Raw genomic sequence first — 14,495 nt, forward strand, 5'->3', positions numbered from 1 at the left:
GTCCCTCAATGAAGAGCGGCCGGGAGCGAAGAGTTGAAATGAAAATGGCCGGCGTGGCGATGCGGCCGGAGAAAAGAAGGAAGACTGACAATGACCATCAAGCTGCAGAAGCCAGATATCACCGAGCTGAAGCCTCGGATCACCGTGTTCGGCGTCGGGGGCGGCGGCGGTAACGCCGTCAACAACATGATCACCGCAGGTCTCCAGGGCGTCGACTTCGTCGTCGCCAATACGGACGCCCAGGCGCTGACCATGACCAAGGCAGAGCGAATCATCCAGCTCGGGGTCAACGTCACCGAGGGTCTCGGCGCCGGTTCCCAGCCGGAAGTCGGCCGCGCTGCCGCCGAAGAATGCATCGACGAGATCATCGATCACCTGAACGGCACGCACATGTGCTTCGTCACCGCCGGCATGGGCGGCGGCACGGGTACCGGTGCTGCTCCGGTCGTGGCTCAGGCCGCCCGCAACAAGGGCATCCTGACCGTCGGCGTCGTCACCAAGCCGTTCCACTTCGAAGGTCAGCGCCGCATGCGTCTCGCTGAAGCCGGCATCGAGGAACTGCAGAAGTCGGTCGACACGCTGATCGTCATCCCGAACCAGAACCTCTTCCGGATCGCCAACGACAAGACGACCTTCGCGGACGCCTTCGCCATGGCCGACCAGGTGCTCTACTCGGGCGTTGCCTGCATCACCGACCTGATGGTCAAGGAAGGCCTGATCAACCTCGACTTCGCCGACGTCCGTTCGGTCATGCGCGAGATGGGCCGTGCGATGATGGGTACCGGCGAGGCTTCGGGCCAGGGCCGCGCAATGCAGGCCGCAGAGGCTGCAATCGCCAACCCGCTGCTCGACGAGACCTCGATGAAGGGTGCACAGGGCCTCCTGATCTCGATCACCGGTGGTCGCGACATGACGCTCTTCGAAGTCGACGAAGCGGCAACCCGCATTCGCGAAGAAGTCGATCCGGATGCAAACATCATCCTCGGCGCGACCTTCGACGAAGCGCTGGAAGGCCTCATCCGCGTGTCGGTCGTCGCGACCGGCATCGACCGTGCCGCCGGCATGGTTGCCGGCCGTGGCTTCGACGCAGCTCCGGCTGCAAAGCCCCTTATCCGTCCTTCTGCGGCCGTTGCTTCGGCTCCGGCCGCAGTGCAGCCTGCAATGGCGCAGGCACCCAAGTCCATCGATCCGGTGGCAGAAACCATCCGTTCGGCGGAAGCCGAAATGGAACGTGAACTCGAAATCGCCATCGCTCGTCAGGCTGTCGCTACCGCACAGCCGGTCGCCGAGCCGGAATTCCGCCCGCAGAGCAAGCTGTTTGCTACTCCGGCGGTTGCCGAAGCACAGCCAGCCGTCCGCATGCCGGTCGAGCCGGTCGCCGCTCCGGCGCCGGTCATGAGCCGCCCGGCACCGGCCATGCAGGCACCGGTCGCTCCGGCTCCGGTTCGTCATGAACCGGTCGCCCCGGCTGTTCGCCAGACCGTCGAGCCGGTCCGCATGCCGAAGGTGGAAGACTTCCCGCCGGTTCTGCGCGCCGAGATGGACCACCGCGCTCATGCTGCAGCCCCGGCTGCCCAGGATGAACGCGGTCCGATGGGTCTCCTGAAGCGGATCACCAACTCGCTTGGCCGCCATCAGGAAGAAGAACCCGCCGCCGATATGAACGCCTCTGCACCGGCTCCGGCCGCCCCGCAGCGTCGCGCTCTTTCGCCGGAAGCCAGCCTCTATGCGCCGCGTCGCGGCCAGCTTGACGACCAGGGTCGCGCCACGCCCCCGTCGCGTTCGAGTCACGAGGACGACCAGCTGGAAATCCCGGCCTTCCTTCGCCGCCAGTCCAACTGATCGTAGGCTTTCTGTGATCAAGAGCCCGGGCCTCAAAAGCCCGGGCTCTTTGCGTTTCGGCAAGTCTCGCACAAGCTTCGTTTCGCGTGCATTTTCAACGCGGTGGTTTCGTTACAATGCGAAAGAAACAGTGATTTGGAATGTTCCCGGCCGGTCCGTATGTATGGAATCGGAATTGGGTTCGGATGCGTCGCGTCCGGTCCCCTTCAGCAGAGACAAAGGCGGTTCCAGCCTTGATGCCCGAGGGTATCGGAAGAACCGCATCCGAAAAGGCGCATTTCATGGCAATCGCATTGCTGGGTTTTCAGACCACCATCGCAGCACCGCTTAGCATCACGGGCATCGGCGTCCATTCCGGCCGTCCGGTCACGATCAACCTGCAGCCGGCGGAAGCGGGCACGGGCATCGTCTTCGTCCGCATGCACGAGGATGGCAGCTCGACGGAGTTCAAGGCGGTTTCCTCGCAGGTCGGCAATACCGACCTCTGCACGGTACTCGGTTTCACGCCGGCCCATTCGATCGCGACCATCGAGCATGTGATGGCGGCGATCTATGCGCTCGGCCTGGACAATCTGGTGATCGAGGTGGACGGCGCCGAGATGCCGATCATGGACGGCAGTTCGGAAGCCTTCATCGATGCGATCGAACAGGTCGGCATCACCAGTCTCGGCGTCAAGCGCCGCTACATCCGCGTCACCAAGCCGGTGCGCATCGAGGCCGGTGCCTCCTGGGCCGAGTTCCGCCCTTATGACGGCACCCGCTTCGAGGTGGAGATCGATTTCGAGACCCCGCTGATCGGTCGCCAGTCCTGGACCGGCGACCTGACCGCCGAAAGCTTCAAGACCGAGCTTTCGCGGGCCCGCACCTTCGGCTTCATGCGCGATGTGGAACGCCTCTGGGCCGCCGGGTTCGCGCTCGGCTCCTCGCTCGAGAATTCGGTCGTCATTTCCGACGACCACACCGTCATCAATGTCGAGGGCCTGCGCTACAAGGACGAGTTCGTCCGCCACAAGACTCTCGATGCGGTCGGCGACCTGGCGCTTGCCGGTGCCCAGTTCATCGGTTGCTACCGTTCCTATCGCGGCGGGCACAAGCTCAATGCAAACGCCTTGAAGGCGCTTCTCGAAAGCCGGGACGCGTATGAAGTCGTCGAGGCGCCCGCCCGCAGCCTGAAGGCGAGGGCACGTGAGTTCGTTGCGGTCAACGTTCCGGAATTCGCGCCCTGGTCTGCCTGATCGGTCCAATTACCTCCAGACTGGTGCCGGGAAGCGATTCCCGGCACTTTTTTTGATCTCCGGGCCTTTCGGAGGTGACGGGCGCTGGTCGGCCAAGCGATCGACCATTTCAGGCTTTTCCTTCCGGCTCGCCACAAAAATGCGTTAAATCACGATCATTGCGTTGCTCTCCTGCCGCTTTTATGGCTAGAAACGCGTGTTGAAAGCGACTGTTTTTCAAGCGGCGCTGCTATCGGGAACTGTTGAATGAGTCATCTAGGGTCGGTCGTTGTGAATAAAGCCGCGCGTATTGCCAGTATATGTGTGATGATGACGGTATCCGGTGCGCTGCTTGCGGCCTGCCAGTCCGATCCCGATATCGATATTACCAAGCTCGGCGTCGAAACCGATCCGCCGGACGTCCTCTACAACCAGGGTCTCGCCAACATCAAGGCGGGCAACATGGTCGAGGCGTCGCGCAAGTTCGATGCGGTCGACCGCCAGCACCCGTTCTCCGAATCGTCGCGCAAGGCGCTCGTGATGAGCACCTTCGTGAAATACCGCATGGCGCGCTATACCGACGCAATCGCCACCGGCAACCGCTACATGAACCTCTATCCGCGCTCGGATGATTCTGCCTATGTGCAGTATCTCGTCGGTCTTTCCCACTGGAAGCAGATCGTCAACGTGACGCAGGACCAGAAGAGCTCGCTGCAGACGATCGACGCGATGCAGAAGGTCGTCGACAACTATCCGGACTCCGAATACGTCGAGGACGCCCAGGCCAAGATCCGCTTCGCCCGCGACCAGCTCGCCGGCAAGGAAATGCAGGTCGGCCGCTACTATCTGGAACGCAAGGAATATCTCGCCGCCGTGTCGCGCTTCCGCGTCGTGGTCGAGAAGTATCCGAACACCAACCAGATCGAGGAAGCGCTCGCGCGTCTGGTCGAGGCCTATTACGCGATGGGCGTCGCGCAGGAAGCGCAGACGGCTGCCGCCGTGCTCGGCCACAATTATCCCGACAGCCAGTGGTATGCGGATTCCTACAAGCTTCTGCAGACGGGCGGCCTGCAGCCGCGCGAAAACCCGGGTTCGTGGATCGCAAGGGCCGGCAAGTCGCTTCTGCTTGGTGGCTGACCCTTCCTTCCTGGTCATGAGATGAGTGTCCCATGCTGGTCCAGCTGTCGATCCGCGATATCGTCTTGATCGAGCGGCTGGATCTTGCCTTCGAGGCGGGTCTCTCGGTGCTGACCGGCGAGACCGGCGCCGGCAAGTCCATCCTGCTCGACAGCCTGTCGCTCGCCCTCGGGGGAAGGGGCGACGGTTCGCTGGTACGCCATGGCGAGGACAAGGGGCAGGTGACGGCGGTGTTCGACGTCGGCATGGACCATGCCGCCCGCACGTTGTTGCGCGGCAACGGCGTCGATGACGACGGCGACCTGATTTTCCGCCGCATCCAGTCTTCCGACGGACGAACCCGCGCCTATATCAACGACCAGCCGGTCTCCGTGCAGCTGATGCGCCAGGCGGGGCAGATGCTGGTCGAGATCCACGGCCAGCACGATGACCGGGCGCTCGTCGATACCGACGCGCATCGCATGCTGCTCGATGCCTTTGCCGGTCTTTCCGACGAGGCCGTCACGCTCGGCGAGCGCTATCGCCGCTGGCGCGAGGCGGATCGCGTGCTCAAGGCCCATCGTGCCCGCGTCGAGGCCGCCGCCCGCGAGGCCGATTATCTGAGGGCCTCGGTCGAGGAGCTGGAACGGCTCAGCCCGCGCGACGGCGAGGAGGACGAGCTGGCCGAGCGCCGCGCCGTCATGCAGAAGTCCGAGCGCATCGCCGGCGACATCGCCGAGGCCTCCGAGTTCCTCAACGGCAACGCCTCGCCGGTGCCCCTGATCGCCTCGCTGGTGCGCCGTCTGGAGCGCAAGAGCCACGAGGCGCCGGGCCTGCTCGAGGACACCGTGCAGCTGCTCGATACCGCACTCGACAATCTTTCCAACGCCCAGATGGAAGTGGAGAACGCGCTTCGCCGCACGGAGTTCGATCCGAACGAGCTCGAGCGTGTCGAGGAACGCCTCTTTGCGCTTCGTGCCGCCGGCCGCAAATATGCGGTTCCGGTCACCGGCCTTCCGGCGCTGGCCGAGAAGATGATCGCCGATCTCGCCGAGCTCGATGCCGGCGAGGAAAAGCTCGGTTCGCTGGAGGCCGCGGTTGTCGAGGCCAAGGCCCATTACGATCATCTCGCCCTGGCGCTCTCGGCCAAGCGGCAGAATGCGGCCTCCGCGCTTTCCGAGGCGGTCATGGCGGAACTGCCGGCGCTCAAGCTGGAGCGGGCACGCTTCATGGTCGAGGTGGCCGCCGATCCCACGGCTGCAACGGCCGAAGGCATCGACACCGTCGAATTCCACGTGCAGACCAATCCGGGCACGCGTCCGGGGCCGATCATGAAGGTCGCCTCCGGCGGCGAACTCTCGCGCTTCCTGCTGGCGCTCAAGGTGGCGCTGGCCGACCGCGGTTCCGCACCGACGCTGGTCTTCGACGAGATCGACACGGGCGTCGGCGGTGCGGTTGCCGATGCAATCGGCCAGCGGCTGAAGCGTCTTTCGGCCAAGGTGCAGGTGCTGTCCGTCACCCACGCGCCGCAGGTCGCCGCGCGCGCTGCAACCCATCTCCTGATCTCGAAAGGGCCGAGCGGCGAGGGCGGCGAGAAGATCGCCACCCGGGTGGCGACCATGGAGCCCGAACACCGGCGCGAGGAGATCGCCCGCATGCTCGCCGGTGCCTCGATCACCGACGAGGCGCGCGCCGCCGCAGCCCGGCTTCTCGCCGGAGAAAACTGAGGCCGGGGACCTTTTGGCCGGCAACCGCGTTCATCGAGGCCGGCAATTGCTTTCCCTTCCGAAACCTGTTTCCCTCGGTGCGCGATGTACGAAACCCTGACCGCCTACTGGCCCGTCATCCTTGCTGTCCTTTCGGTCACGCTGGGCGCGATTGCCGCCGTTCATGCGGCGATGACGAAGCGCGAGGTGCGCTCGGCGGTCGGCTGGGTCGGCATCATCGTGCTGTCGCCGCTGGTCGGTGCGTTGATCTATGCGGTCGTCGGCATTAACCGCATCCGCCGCGCCTCGATGATCTCGCGGCGCGCGCTCAGGCTCGACGAGCTCTGGCGTACGCTCTCCCATTTCGGCGTGTCGCGCGACGAGATCGAGATGCGCTTCGGTCGGCGCATGGCGGGGCTGAAGACGCTTGGCGACCGCGTGGCGAAGCATGCGCTCTCTTCGGGAAACCGCCTCGACATGCTGTCCTCCGGCGACGAGACCTATGCCGCCTTCTGCGAGGCGATCGATGCCGCCGAGCGCAGCATCATTCTCGAAACCTACATCTTCGACCGTGACCCGGCGGGCCAGCGCGTCGCCGACCGGCTGATCGCGGCCCACCAGAGAGGGGTCGCCGTTCGGGTGCTTATCGATGCCGTCGGCGCGCGCTACAGCGTTCCCAGCATCATGGGCTATCTCGCGGACGGTGGCGTGAAGGTCGCGGCCTTCAATGGCAAGGTCATCATGGGGCTCAGGCTCCCCTACGCAAACCTCCGTACCCACCGCAAGATCCTCGTGGTCGACGGCGGTACCGCCTTTGTCGGCGGAATGAACATCCGCTCGGCCTTCGAGGGAGAGGCTGCGGCGCGCGACACCCATTTCCGGGTGAGCGGCCCGGCGGTCGCCGACATTTTCGCGGTGGCGGCCGAGGATTGGCATTTCGAGACGGGGGAGGTGTTGAACGGGGCCGCCTGGAGCCTGGCACCGATCGCTTCGGAACCGGGCACGCCGAGCTTCGTGCGCACTGTCGTCTCGGGCCCCGACACCAATCTCGAGACGAACCACAAGGTGCTGATGGGGGCGTTTTCGGTTGCGGAGAGTTCCATCCGCATCATGTCACCCTACTTCCTGCCCGACAACATCCTGCTCGGCGCGCTGGCAACCGCTGCGCGGCGCGGCGTCGCCGTCGACATCGTCACACCGGCGGAGAACAACCTCGCGATCGTCAGCCATGCCATGACGGCGCAGTTCGACCAGATCATCAGGGACGGCAGCCGGATCTTTCGGGCTCCCGGCGTATTCGACCATTCGAAGCTCATTACCGTCGATGGCCAATGGGCCTTCGTCGGCTCGTCCAATCTCGATTCGCGGTCGTTGCGGCTGAATTTCGAGATCGACATCGAGGTTTTCGATCCCGCTTTCGTCTCGATCATCGACAGGCGGATCGACGCAGCCCTTGAGGGTGCCGAGGCGGTCACGCTCGAGGAACTTCGGCGCCGCCCCTTCGTTTTGCGTCTGTTCGACCGAGTCCTCTGGCTCGGTTCGCCTTATTTGTGAAAGATATCTGTTGCGATGCAGAAGATCCTTGATCTCGGTCGATGAAACACGGCGGGCACGGGCGTATGCTTCGAATCGTCAAGGCATTCGCGACGTCCGCATGGAAGTGAAATGACGAAGACCAACGGTAATCTCGCCTCGGCGGTTCTCGCCTCGTTCAAGAACAGGGCCAACCGTGCCATAGAGAAAAGGCCGATCCGGCTGGACGGACACGGCTCCATGCTGGTGGCGTCCTACAACGTCCACAAATGCGTCGGCACGGACGGGCGTTTCGATCCTGAACGGATCATCGAGGTGATCCGCGAGATCGGCCCCGACGTGATTGCCCTGCAGGAAGCCGACCAGCGGTTCGGCGAACGGTCCGGCCTGCTCGACCTTCCACGGCTCAGGCTTGAGACCGGGCTCATGCCGGTGCCGGTCGCCTCCAAGCCGAAGTCGCATGGGTGGCGGGGCAATGTGCTCCTATTCCGCGAAGGGATCGTGCGCGACGTGCACCAGGTGGCACTGCCGGGGCTTGAGCCGCGCGGTGCGCTGGTCGCCGAGATCGACCTCGAATCGCGCGAGGGGCTTCGGGTGATTGCCGCCCATCTCGGCCTCCTGCGCTGGGCGCGGCGCCAGCAGGCGGACATGATCCTCGACATCATCGGAAGGCGCGAGGAGCGCCCCACGCTTCTCATGGGCGATTTCAACGAATGGCGTCTTGGACCTGGCTCGGCGCTCACGCGGCTCGAATCGGTGTTTGGCCCATTACCACCGCCGATCCCGAGTTTCCCGGCCCGGATGCCGGTGCTTTCGCTCGACCGGATCATGGCGAATCGGTCCGACCTGATTGCCGAAATGGCAGTCCATGACACGCCGCTGGCGCGCAAGGCCTCCGACCATCTGCCGCTGATCGCACGCGTCGATCTCGGCGCGCGCAGTCTCGACTGAACCGGTCCCCGGTCCGGGTTTTGCCCCGCGTCAATTTCGGCTAAGACCGACGAGTCGAATGCGGAGTAGGGCGATGGCAGAGAGCATGATTTCAGTCGAGGATCTGACCGCGGAGCAGGCGAGAGCCGAGCTCGAACGGCTGGCACGCGAGATCGCCCGCCACGACACGCTCTATCACGGCAAGGACCAGCCGGAGATCTCGGATGCCGATTATGATGCGCTGAAGCAGCGCAACGATGCCATCGAGGCGCGTTTTCCCGGTCTCATCCGCGCCGACAGCCCGTCGCAGCGGGTCGGTGCCGCACCGTCCGGCACGTTTGCCCAGGTCGTCCATGCCCGGCCGATGCTGTCGCTCGACAACACCTTTTCCGACGAAGATGTCGCCGACTTCGTCGCCTCGGTCTATCGCTTCCTCGGCCTGATGCCGGACAATTCCATCGCCTTTACCGCCGAACCGAAGATCGACGGTCTGTCGATGTCGATCCGCTACGAGAACGGGCGGCTCGTCAGCGCCGCGACGCGCGGCGACGGCACCACCGGTGAGAACGTCACCGCCAACATCCTCACCATCAAGGAGATTCCGCGCACGCTTCCAGCCGGTGCGCCGGCCGTCGTCGAGGTCCGCGGCGAAGTCTACATGTCGAAGAGCGCCTTCATGGCGCTCAACGCCCAGATGGAAGCCGAAGGCAAGCCGACCTATGTCAACCCGCGCAACACCGCGTCCGGCTCGCTTCGGCAGCTCGATCCCAAGGTGACGGCGAGCCGCAATCTCAAATTCTTCGCCTATGCCTGGGGCGAGATGTCGGAAATGCCGGCAGACACGCAGATGGGCATGGTCGAAACCTTCCGCGACTGGGGCTTCCCGGTCAATCCGCTGATGAAGCGGCTGACGTCGACGGCGGACGTGCTCGACCACTATCGCGAGATCGGCCTGATGCGGGCCGACCTCGACTACGACATCGACGGCGTCGTCTACAAGGTCGACCGGCTCGACCTGCAGGAGCGTCTCGGCTTCCGCTCGCGCTCGCCCCGCTGGGCGACGGCGCACAAGTTCCCGGCCGAACAGGCCTTCACCACCGTCGAGGCGATCGACATCCAGGTCGGCCGCACCGGTGCCCTCACGCCCGTCGCGCGGCTGGAGCCGATCACCGTCGGCGGCGTCGTGGTGACCAATGCCACCCTCCACAATGCGGACTATATCGAGGGCATCGGCAATTCCGGCGAGCGCATCCGCCCGGAGGGCCACGACATCCGGGTGGGCGACACGGTGATCGTCCAGCGGGCCGGCGACGTGATCCCGCAGGTGCTCGACGTGGTGCCGGAAAAGCGCCCCGAGGGTGCGGAAAAATATATCTTCCCGACCAAATGCCCGGTCTGCGGCAGCCATGCGGTGCGGGAGAAGAACGAGAAGACCGGCAAGCTCGATTCCGTCACGCGCTGCACCGGCGGCTTCGTCTGCTCGGCGCAGGCCAAGGAGCACATCAAGCATTTCGTCTCGCGCAATGCCTTCGACATCGAGGGGCTCGGCACCAAGCAGGTCGACTTCTTCTTCGACAGCGAGGACGAGGCGATCCGTATCCGCACGGCGCCCGACATCTTCACCCTCAAGCGCCGTCAGGAAGCCTCGCCGCTCACCAAGCTGGAAAACATCGAGGGTTTTGGCCGTGTCAGCGTGCGTAAGCTGTTCGACGCGATCGACGCCCGCCGCGAGATCGCGCTCAACCGGCTGATCTTCGCGCTCGGCATAAGGCACGTCGGGGAAACCACGGCCAAACTCCTGGCGCGCTCCTACGGTTCGTACGCGGCCTTCGCCGAGGCGATGAAGGCGGCCGGCCCCCTTCACGGCGAGGCATGGAACGACCTCAATGCCGTCGAAGGCATCGGCGAGGTGGTCGCCACCTCGATCGTCGAGTTCTTCAAGGAGCCGCGCAACCTTGCGGTCGTCGAGAAGCTGCTGGAGGAGGTCACGCCGCTCGATGCAGAGGTGCCCACCGCGACCGGCAGTCCGGTCGCCGGCAAGACGGTCGTCTTCACCGGTTCGCTCGAAAAGTTCACCCGCGACGAGGCGAAGGCCCGGGCCGAGAGCCTCGGTGCCAAGGTTGCGGGTTCGGTGTCGAAGAAGACCGACTACGTGGTCGCCGGGGCCGATGCCGGCTCCAAGCTTGCCAAGGCCCAGGAGCTCGGTGTCGCTGTCTTGAACGAGGACGAATGGCTCGCGCTGATCAGCGGTTGAGGCACCGTCCGCTCGCCCCCGGTCTGGTGGAAAACTGGCCGGAAAGTCGTGCCGAATAGTGCAAAAGGACAGGTTGATCTAACCCTCGAAATGACGGTGAATTTGATGTGACAACGGGGGGCTAGCAGGCCTCGAGAGCGGTCGATGCGCCTCCGTCGTTGGTTCTCCCATTCACCGGACGACGGCACATGCGGCTTTTAGTAATCAACGATGTGTCGGTGGTGCTCGGTGGGGCAACCAAGGTGGCGATGCAGTGCATCGACGCGGCGACCGCCGCGGGAATGGACTGCACGGTGCTCGTCGGGGACGACGGGGAGGAGGTTCGCAAGAACTTTCCGCGGGCGAAGGTCGAGGCGCTCGGCGAGCGGCCGCTGCGCGACGGGGTGCAGCCGGGCGACGTCGTGGAGCGCAACTACAACCGCCGGGCCTATACCGCGCTCGACAATCTTCTGGCCGCGAGCGATGAGGAAACGGTCGTTCACGTGCACGGCTGGTCGCAGATCCTCTCCCCCTCCATCTTTCATGCCCTTTCGCGGCATGGGGCACGCGTCATCGTCACGGCCCACGACTTCTTCCTGACCTGCCCGAACGGCGGATATCTCAATTTCCGCTCGGGCGAGGTGTGCGGCCACCGGCCGATGTCGCTCGGCTGCCTCACCAGCAACTGCGACAAGCGCAACTACCTGCACAAGCTCTGGCGCGTCAGCCGGATGCTGACGCAGCAATCGGCGGGCGACGAATTCTGGGGCCGGGTCGAGGTCATCCTCGCGCATGAAAACATGGAGCCCTATCTCAGCGGCGGCGCGCTCCGGCATTTCCGCACGCTGCGTTCGCCCTGCAAGCCGCTGACGCGCGGGCCGGCGCGGGCATGGCGCAACGAGCGCATGCTGTTCCTCGGCCGGATGACCTGGGAGAAGGGGGTGCGGACGCTTGCTGAAGCGCTCAACAAGACCGGCCGCCCGGCAACGCTGATCGGGCGGGGACCGCTGCTCAAGGAGATGCAGAACGCGCTTCCGCATTGCCATGTGCCGGGCTGGCTCGATGACTGCGAGGTGGACCGTCTGGCGGCGGAATCGCGTTTCTTCGTCATGCCGTCGCGCATGCCGGAGCCCTATGGGCTGGTCGCCGCCGAGGCGGTGATGAGCGGCATTCCTGTGATCGTTAGCAGCAATGCACTGATCGCCGAGGAGGTGGCGCGCAACGATGCCGGGCTGGTCTTCGAGAGCGGCAATGCGGATTCGCTCGCTGAGAAGATCGCGCTGATGGACAATGACGACCTGGTCCGGCACCTCAGCGAAGGCGCCTACGAATACGGCAAGCGGATCGCGCCGTCGACCGACGAGTGGCGGCAGCGCATTCTCGACATCTACAGGGGGCATACCGGCGCGTCGCTGCACTAGAGCCATTCCAGCAAAAGTGTGAAGCGGTTTTGCGTCCGGAATTGCGTGAGAAGAGAGAGCATCGAATGCGACCATGTCCTTGCCGGACAGGCGCAAGGACGCAAACCGGGGAGGGGGAAGCATGGCGAGGGCATTGGTGACCGGCGGTGCCGGCTTCGTGGGTCGCCACGTCTGCGCCCGGCTTTTGGCCGAGGGGCTCGACGTTGTCTGCGTCGACAGCCTCGTCGAGGGAACGGGCGCCCTGCCGCCCGACCGGTGGCCCGTGCCGCCCCAGGGGAATTTCACCTTCGTCGCAGCCGACTGCCGTGACTATTTCGCCCGTTCCGCGGAGCGGTTCGACTATGTCTACCACCTTGCGGCAATGGTCGGTGGCCGCGTCATGCTGGAAACGCAGGCGCTCTGCGTCGCGGAGGATCTGGCCGTCGATGCGCTGATGTGGAAATGGGCGGCCGAGACACGGCCGGGAACAGTGGTGTTCTTCAGTTCGAGCGCCGCCTATCCGATCGCGCTGCAAGGCCCCGTCGGCCATCGGATGCTTTCGGAGGACATGATCTCCTTCGAGGACGGGCTCGGCGTTCCCGATCTCAGCTACGGCTGGGCGAAGCTCACCGGCGAGTTCCTGATGAAGCTCTATGTCGAGCGTTATGGCGGTCGAGCCGTCGCCTATCGGCCGTTCAGCGGCTACGGCGAGGACCAGGATCTCGCCTATCCCTTTCCGGCGATCTGCAAGCGGCTGACGGCGGAGGCCGGCCGTGACGAGGTCGTCGTCTGGGGGTCTGGCCGCCAGTGCCGCGACTTCATCCATATCGACGACTGCGTCGACTTTGTCTGGCGCACGGTCGATCGCCTGCCGACGGGTGCGAGCCTCAACCTTTCGACCGGGATCGCCACCTCCTTCATCGCGCTGGCTCAGGAAGTCGCCCGCCAGATCGGCTGGGAGCCGAGGATCGTCGGCCTTTCCGACAAGCCGGAAGGGGTGTTCTTCCGTTGTGGTGACACCACACTTCAGGCGGCGCACGGTCTGCAGCCGTCAATCTGCCTTGCCGACGGGATTGCCCGGATGCTCGACCGTCTCCGGTTCGCCGCCGGCCGGGCGGCCTGATCCAGACCAGGTCCAGCTCGAGAGTCACGGATCGGCCCAGCCGACGGCGCGCAGCCGGACCTCGGCGGCGGACGGATCGTTGACGAAGAGGATCGCCCCGCTTGCGGTCGATTCCGCCGGCACATAGTCGAAGGTGATGTCACCCGTTTCGACCACGTCTCCGTCACGCAGCAGTTCACCGCGCACGGTCACCGACGATGCGGTGGTGTTGGCGCCGTTCTCGATGTCGAACGTGACGCGAAAGGCGTTGCCGGCCGGTTCCATGGTGGTGGCCTTGATCGAGAGTTCCGGCGGTTCGGCGACCTCGCTTGCGGCCTTCCAGCCGAGCCAGCCGATGAGGAATACGATCAGGCCCGCGGAGAGCAGGCCGACGAGCCATTCGGACCAGTGCGGCTCCGCCGCTTCAGTATGCCTGCCGTGCGATGATTGAGTCATGCGTTCACCTCAGAGGATCAGCCGTGCCGCGGCGGCGCCGACGGCGGCGGGGAAGGCCAGGACAATGACGGCGAAGAGCGTCGGGGTGAGCGCCGCCCCGCCCAGCCGTTCGAAGATCCACAGCGAGAAAAGCGCGATCAACAGGGCGATCAGGTAGCCGGGCAGGGTGAAGCGGATCAGCGCATGCCACCACGGCGTCTGCGGCGACAACTCGTGACCGCCCTCAAAGGACACCGCATAGACGAAGCCGTGCATCACAAGGATCGACACGAAGATAGTCGCCAGCGCGTGGCCGGCGGTCATCTTGTACGAGAGCAGGATCATCTCCTCGGTCGGGGCGACGTTGAGCGAGAGGAACAGGGCGCCGACGGCCATCAGGAACAGTTCGCCGCCATAGGAGGTCTTCAGTTCCCGCGGATCCGGACTTTCACAGTCGCCGTCTTCCTCGCGAGTGAGCTGGCTGCGGCCGAGCATCGCGCCGATGCTGGCCGGCACGGACTGGATGGCGATCTTGCCGATCATCTCGTTCGCCGGCATGTCTGGCATCAGAATCCGGAAGAGAAACAGGATTGCCGCACTGGCGGCGATGCCGATGCCGTAGGCGACGATCGCGTCGCGAAGGTCCTCGCGCCAGCCGAAGGTTTCTTCGAAGCCGATGCGATGCGACAGCATGACGAGCAAGGGGAGGTTCAGGAGCATCAGGAGCAGCAGCTTTTCCCGAGCGATGTAGAAGCCGAGTTCCCACATCTCCATGGTCATCAGCATGGGCAGGGCAAACAGCAACGCGCCTGCAATGCCGCGGCCGATCCCGGTGAGGAAAGTGCTCGCCGCTTCCGTCTGCCGCAAGTCGGGCTCCTTGCCCTCTGCCGTCCACGTCATGAAACCGCACTCCCCAATCGCGGCTCGACAACGCGGTTCAGGGGCAATTGTTCCATCGGGGTGATCGGCCGGTGCCGGATGGCT

General features: G+C 64.7%; 11 protein-coding genes. 9 read left to right on the top strand and 2 right to left on the bottom strand.

Annotated elements, in window-relative coordinates:
- Positions 1 to 90 precede the first annotated feature (90 nt).
- The 9 genes from ftsZ (at position 91) to ACX93L_RS04205 (ending at position 13,097) form a co-directional block, all read left to right on the top strand.
- A complete protein-coding gene (gene ftsZ, locus ACX93L_RS04165; RefSeq protein WP_169587269.1) occupies positions 91 to 1,842 on the top strand; it encodes a cell division protein FtsZ in 1,752 nt (583 codons plus the stop codon).
- Positions 1,843 to 2,123: 281 nt separating this feature from the next.
- Complete coding sequence (gene lpxC / locus ACX93L_RS04170) at positions 2,124 to 3,077, top strand: UDP-3-O-acyl-N-acetylglucosamine deacetylase (RefSeq protein WP_459403664.1); 954 nt, start codon at positions 2,124 to 2,126, stop codon at positions 3,075 to 3,077.
- A gap of 306 nt (positions 3,078 to 3,383) precedes the next feature.
- Positions 3,384 to 4,193 (top strand): outer membrane protein assembly factor BamD, encoded by an 810-nt coding sequence (locus ACX93L_RS04175; RefSeq protein ID WP_459403665.1) that lies wholly within the window; start codon positions 3,384 to 3,386, stop codon positions 4,191 to 4,193.
- A 32-nt stretch (positions 4,194 to 4,225) separates the two neighbouring features.
- Complete coding sequence (gene recN, locus ACX93L_RS04180; protein ID WP_459403666.1) at positions 4,226 to 5,899, top strand: DNA repair protein RecN; 1,674 nt, start codon at positions 4,226 to 4,228, stop codon at positions 5,897 to 5,899.
- 84 nt (positions 5,900 to 5,983) lie between these two features.
- A complete protein-coding gene (locus ACX93L_RS04185) occupies positions 5,984 to 7,432 on the top strand; it encodes a phospholipase D-like domain-containing protein (protein WP_459403667.1) in 1,449 nt (482 codons plus the stop codon).
- 111 nt (positions 7,433 to 7,543) lie between these two features.
- On the top strand, positions 7,544 to 8,362 hold the full coding sequence (locus ACX93L_RS04190) for an endonuclease/exonuclease/phosphatase family protein (protein ID WP_459403668.1): 819 nt from the start codon (positions 7,544 to 7,546) through the stop codon (positions 8,360 to 8,362).
- 73 nt (positions 8,363 to 8,435) lie between these two features.
- A complete protein-coding gene (gene ligA, locus ACX93L_RS04195; protein ID WP_459403669.1) occupies positions 8,436 to 10,595 on the top strand; it encodes an NAD-dependent DNA ligase LigA in 2,160 nt (719 codons plus the stop codon).
- A gap of 188 nt (positions 10,596 to 10,783) precedes the next feature.
- Entirely contained in the window at positions 10,784 to 11,995 is a 1,212-nt protein-coding gene (locus ACX93L_RS04200) for a glycosyltransferase family 4 protein (RefSeq protein ID WP_459403670.1), read from the top strand.
- 121 nt (positions 11,996 to 12,116) lie between these two features.
- Complete coding sequence (locus ACX93L_RS04205; protein ID WP_459403671.1) at positions 12,117 to 13,097, top strand: NAD-dependent epimerase/dehydratase family protein; 981 nt, start codon at positions 12,117 to 12,119, stop codon at positions 13,095 to 13,097.
- 24 nt (positions 13,098 to 13,121) lie between these two features.
- Here ACX93L_RS04205 and ACX93L_RS04210 read toward each other — a convergent pair whose 3' ends face one another.
- Positions 13,122 to 13,532 carry a hypothetical protein gene (locus tag ACX93L_RS04210; protein ID WP_459403672.1) on the bottom strand — a complete coding sequence of 137 codons (411 nt, stop codon included), beginning with the start codon at positions 13,530 to 13,532 and terminating at the stop codon, positions 13,122 to 13,124.
- A gap of 9 nt (positions 13,533 to 13,541) precedes the next feature.
- Positions 13,542 to 14,411, bottom strand: coding sequence for a TIGR02587 family membrane protein (locus ACX93L_RS04215; protein ID WP_459403673.1), 870 nt, complete (start codon positions 14,409 to 14,411; stop codon positions 13,542 to 13,544).
- Positions 14,412 to 14,495: the final 84 nt, after the last annotated feature.

This window comes from Rhizobium sp. CAU 1783 (genome assembly GCF_054551725.1).

Excerpts from the sequence above, each read along its gene's own strand:
- recN (WP_459403666.1), top strand. The coding sequence starts at position 4,226 with ATGCTGGTCCAGCTGTCGATCCGCGATATCGTCTTGATCGAGCGGCTG.
- ACX93L_RS04210 (WP_459403672.1), bottom strand. The coding sequence starts at position 13,532 with ATGACTCAATCATCGCACGGCAGGCATACTGAAGCGGCGGAGCCGCAC.
- ligA (WP_459403669.1), top strand. The coding sequence starts at position 8,436 with ATGGCAGAGAGCATGATTTCAGTCGAGGATCTGACCGCGGAGCAGGCG.
- ACX93L_RS04215 (WP_459403673.1), bottom strand. The coding sequence starts at position 14,411 with ATGACGTGGACGGCAGAGGGCAAGGAGCCCGACTTGCGGCAGACGGAA.
- ACX93L_RS04200 (WP_459403670.1), top strand. The coding sequence starts at position 10,784 with ATGCGGCTTTTAGTAATCAACGATGTGTCGGTGGTGCTCGGTGGGGCA.
- ACX93L_RS04205 (WP_459403671.1), top strand. The coding sequence starts at position 12,117 with ATGGCGAGGGCATTGGTGACCGGCGGTGCCGGCTTCGTGGGTCGCCAC.
- ACX93L_RS04190 (WP_459403668.1), top strand. The coding sequence starts at position 7,544 with ATGACGAAGACCAACGGTAATCTCGCCTCGGCGGTTCTCGCCTCGTTC.
- ACX93L_RS04185 (WP_459403667.1), top strand. The coding sequence starts at position 5,984 with ATGTACGAAACCCTGACCGCCTACTGGCCCGTCATCCTTGCTGTCCTT.
- lpxC (WP_459403664.1), top strand. The coding sequence starts at position 2,124 with ATGGCAATCGCATTGCTGGGTTTTCAGACCACCATCGCAGCACCGCTT.
- ftsZ (WP_169587269.1), top strand. The coding sequence starts at position 91 with ATGACCATCAAGCTGCAGAAGCCAGATATCACCGAGCTGAAGCCTCGG.
- ACX93L_RS04175 (WP_459403665.1), top strand. The coding sequence starts at position 3,384 with ATGATGACGGTATCCGGTGCGCTGCTTGCGGCCTGCCAGTCCGATCCC.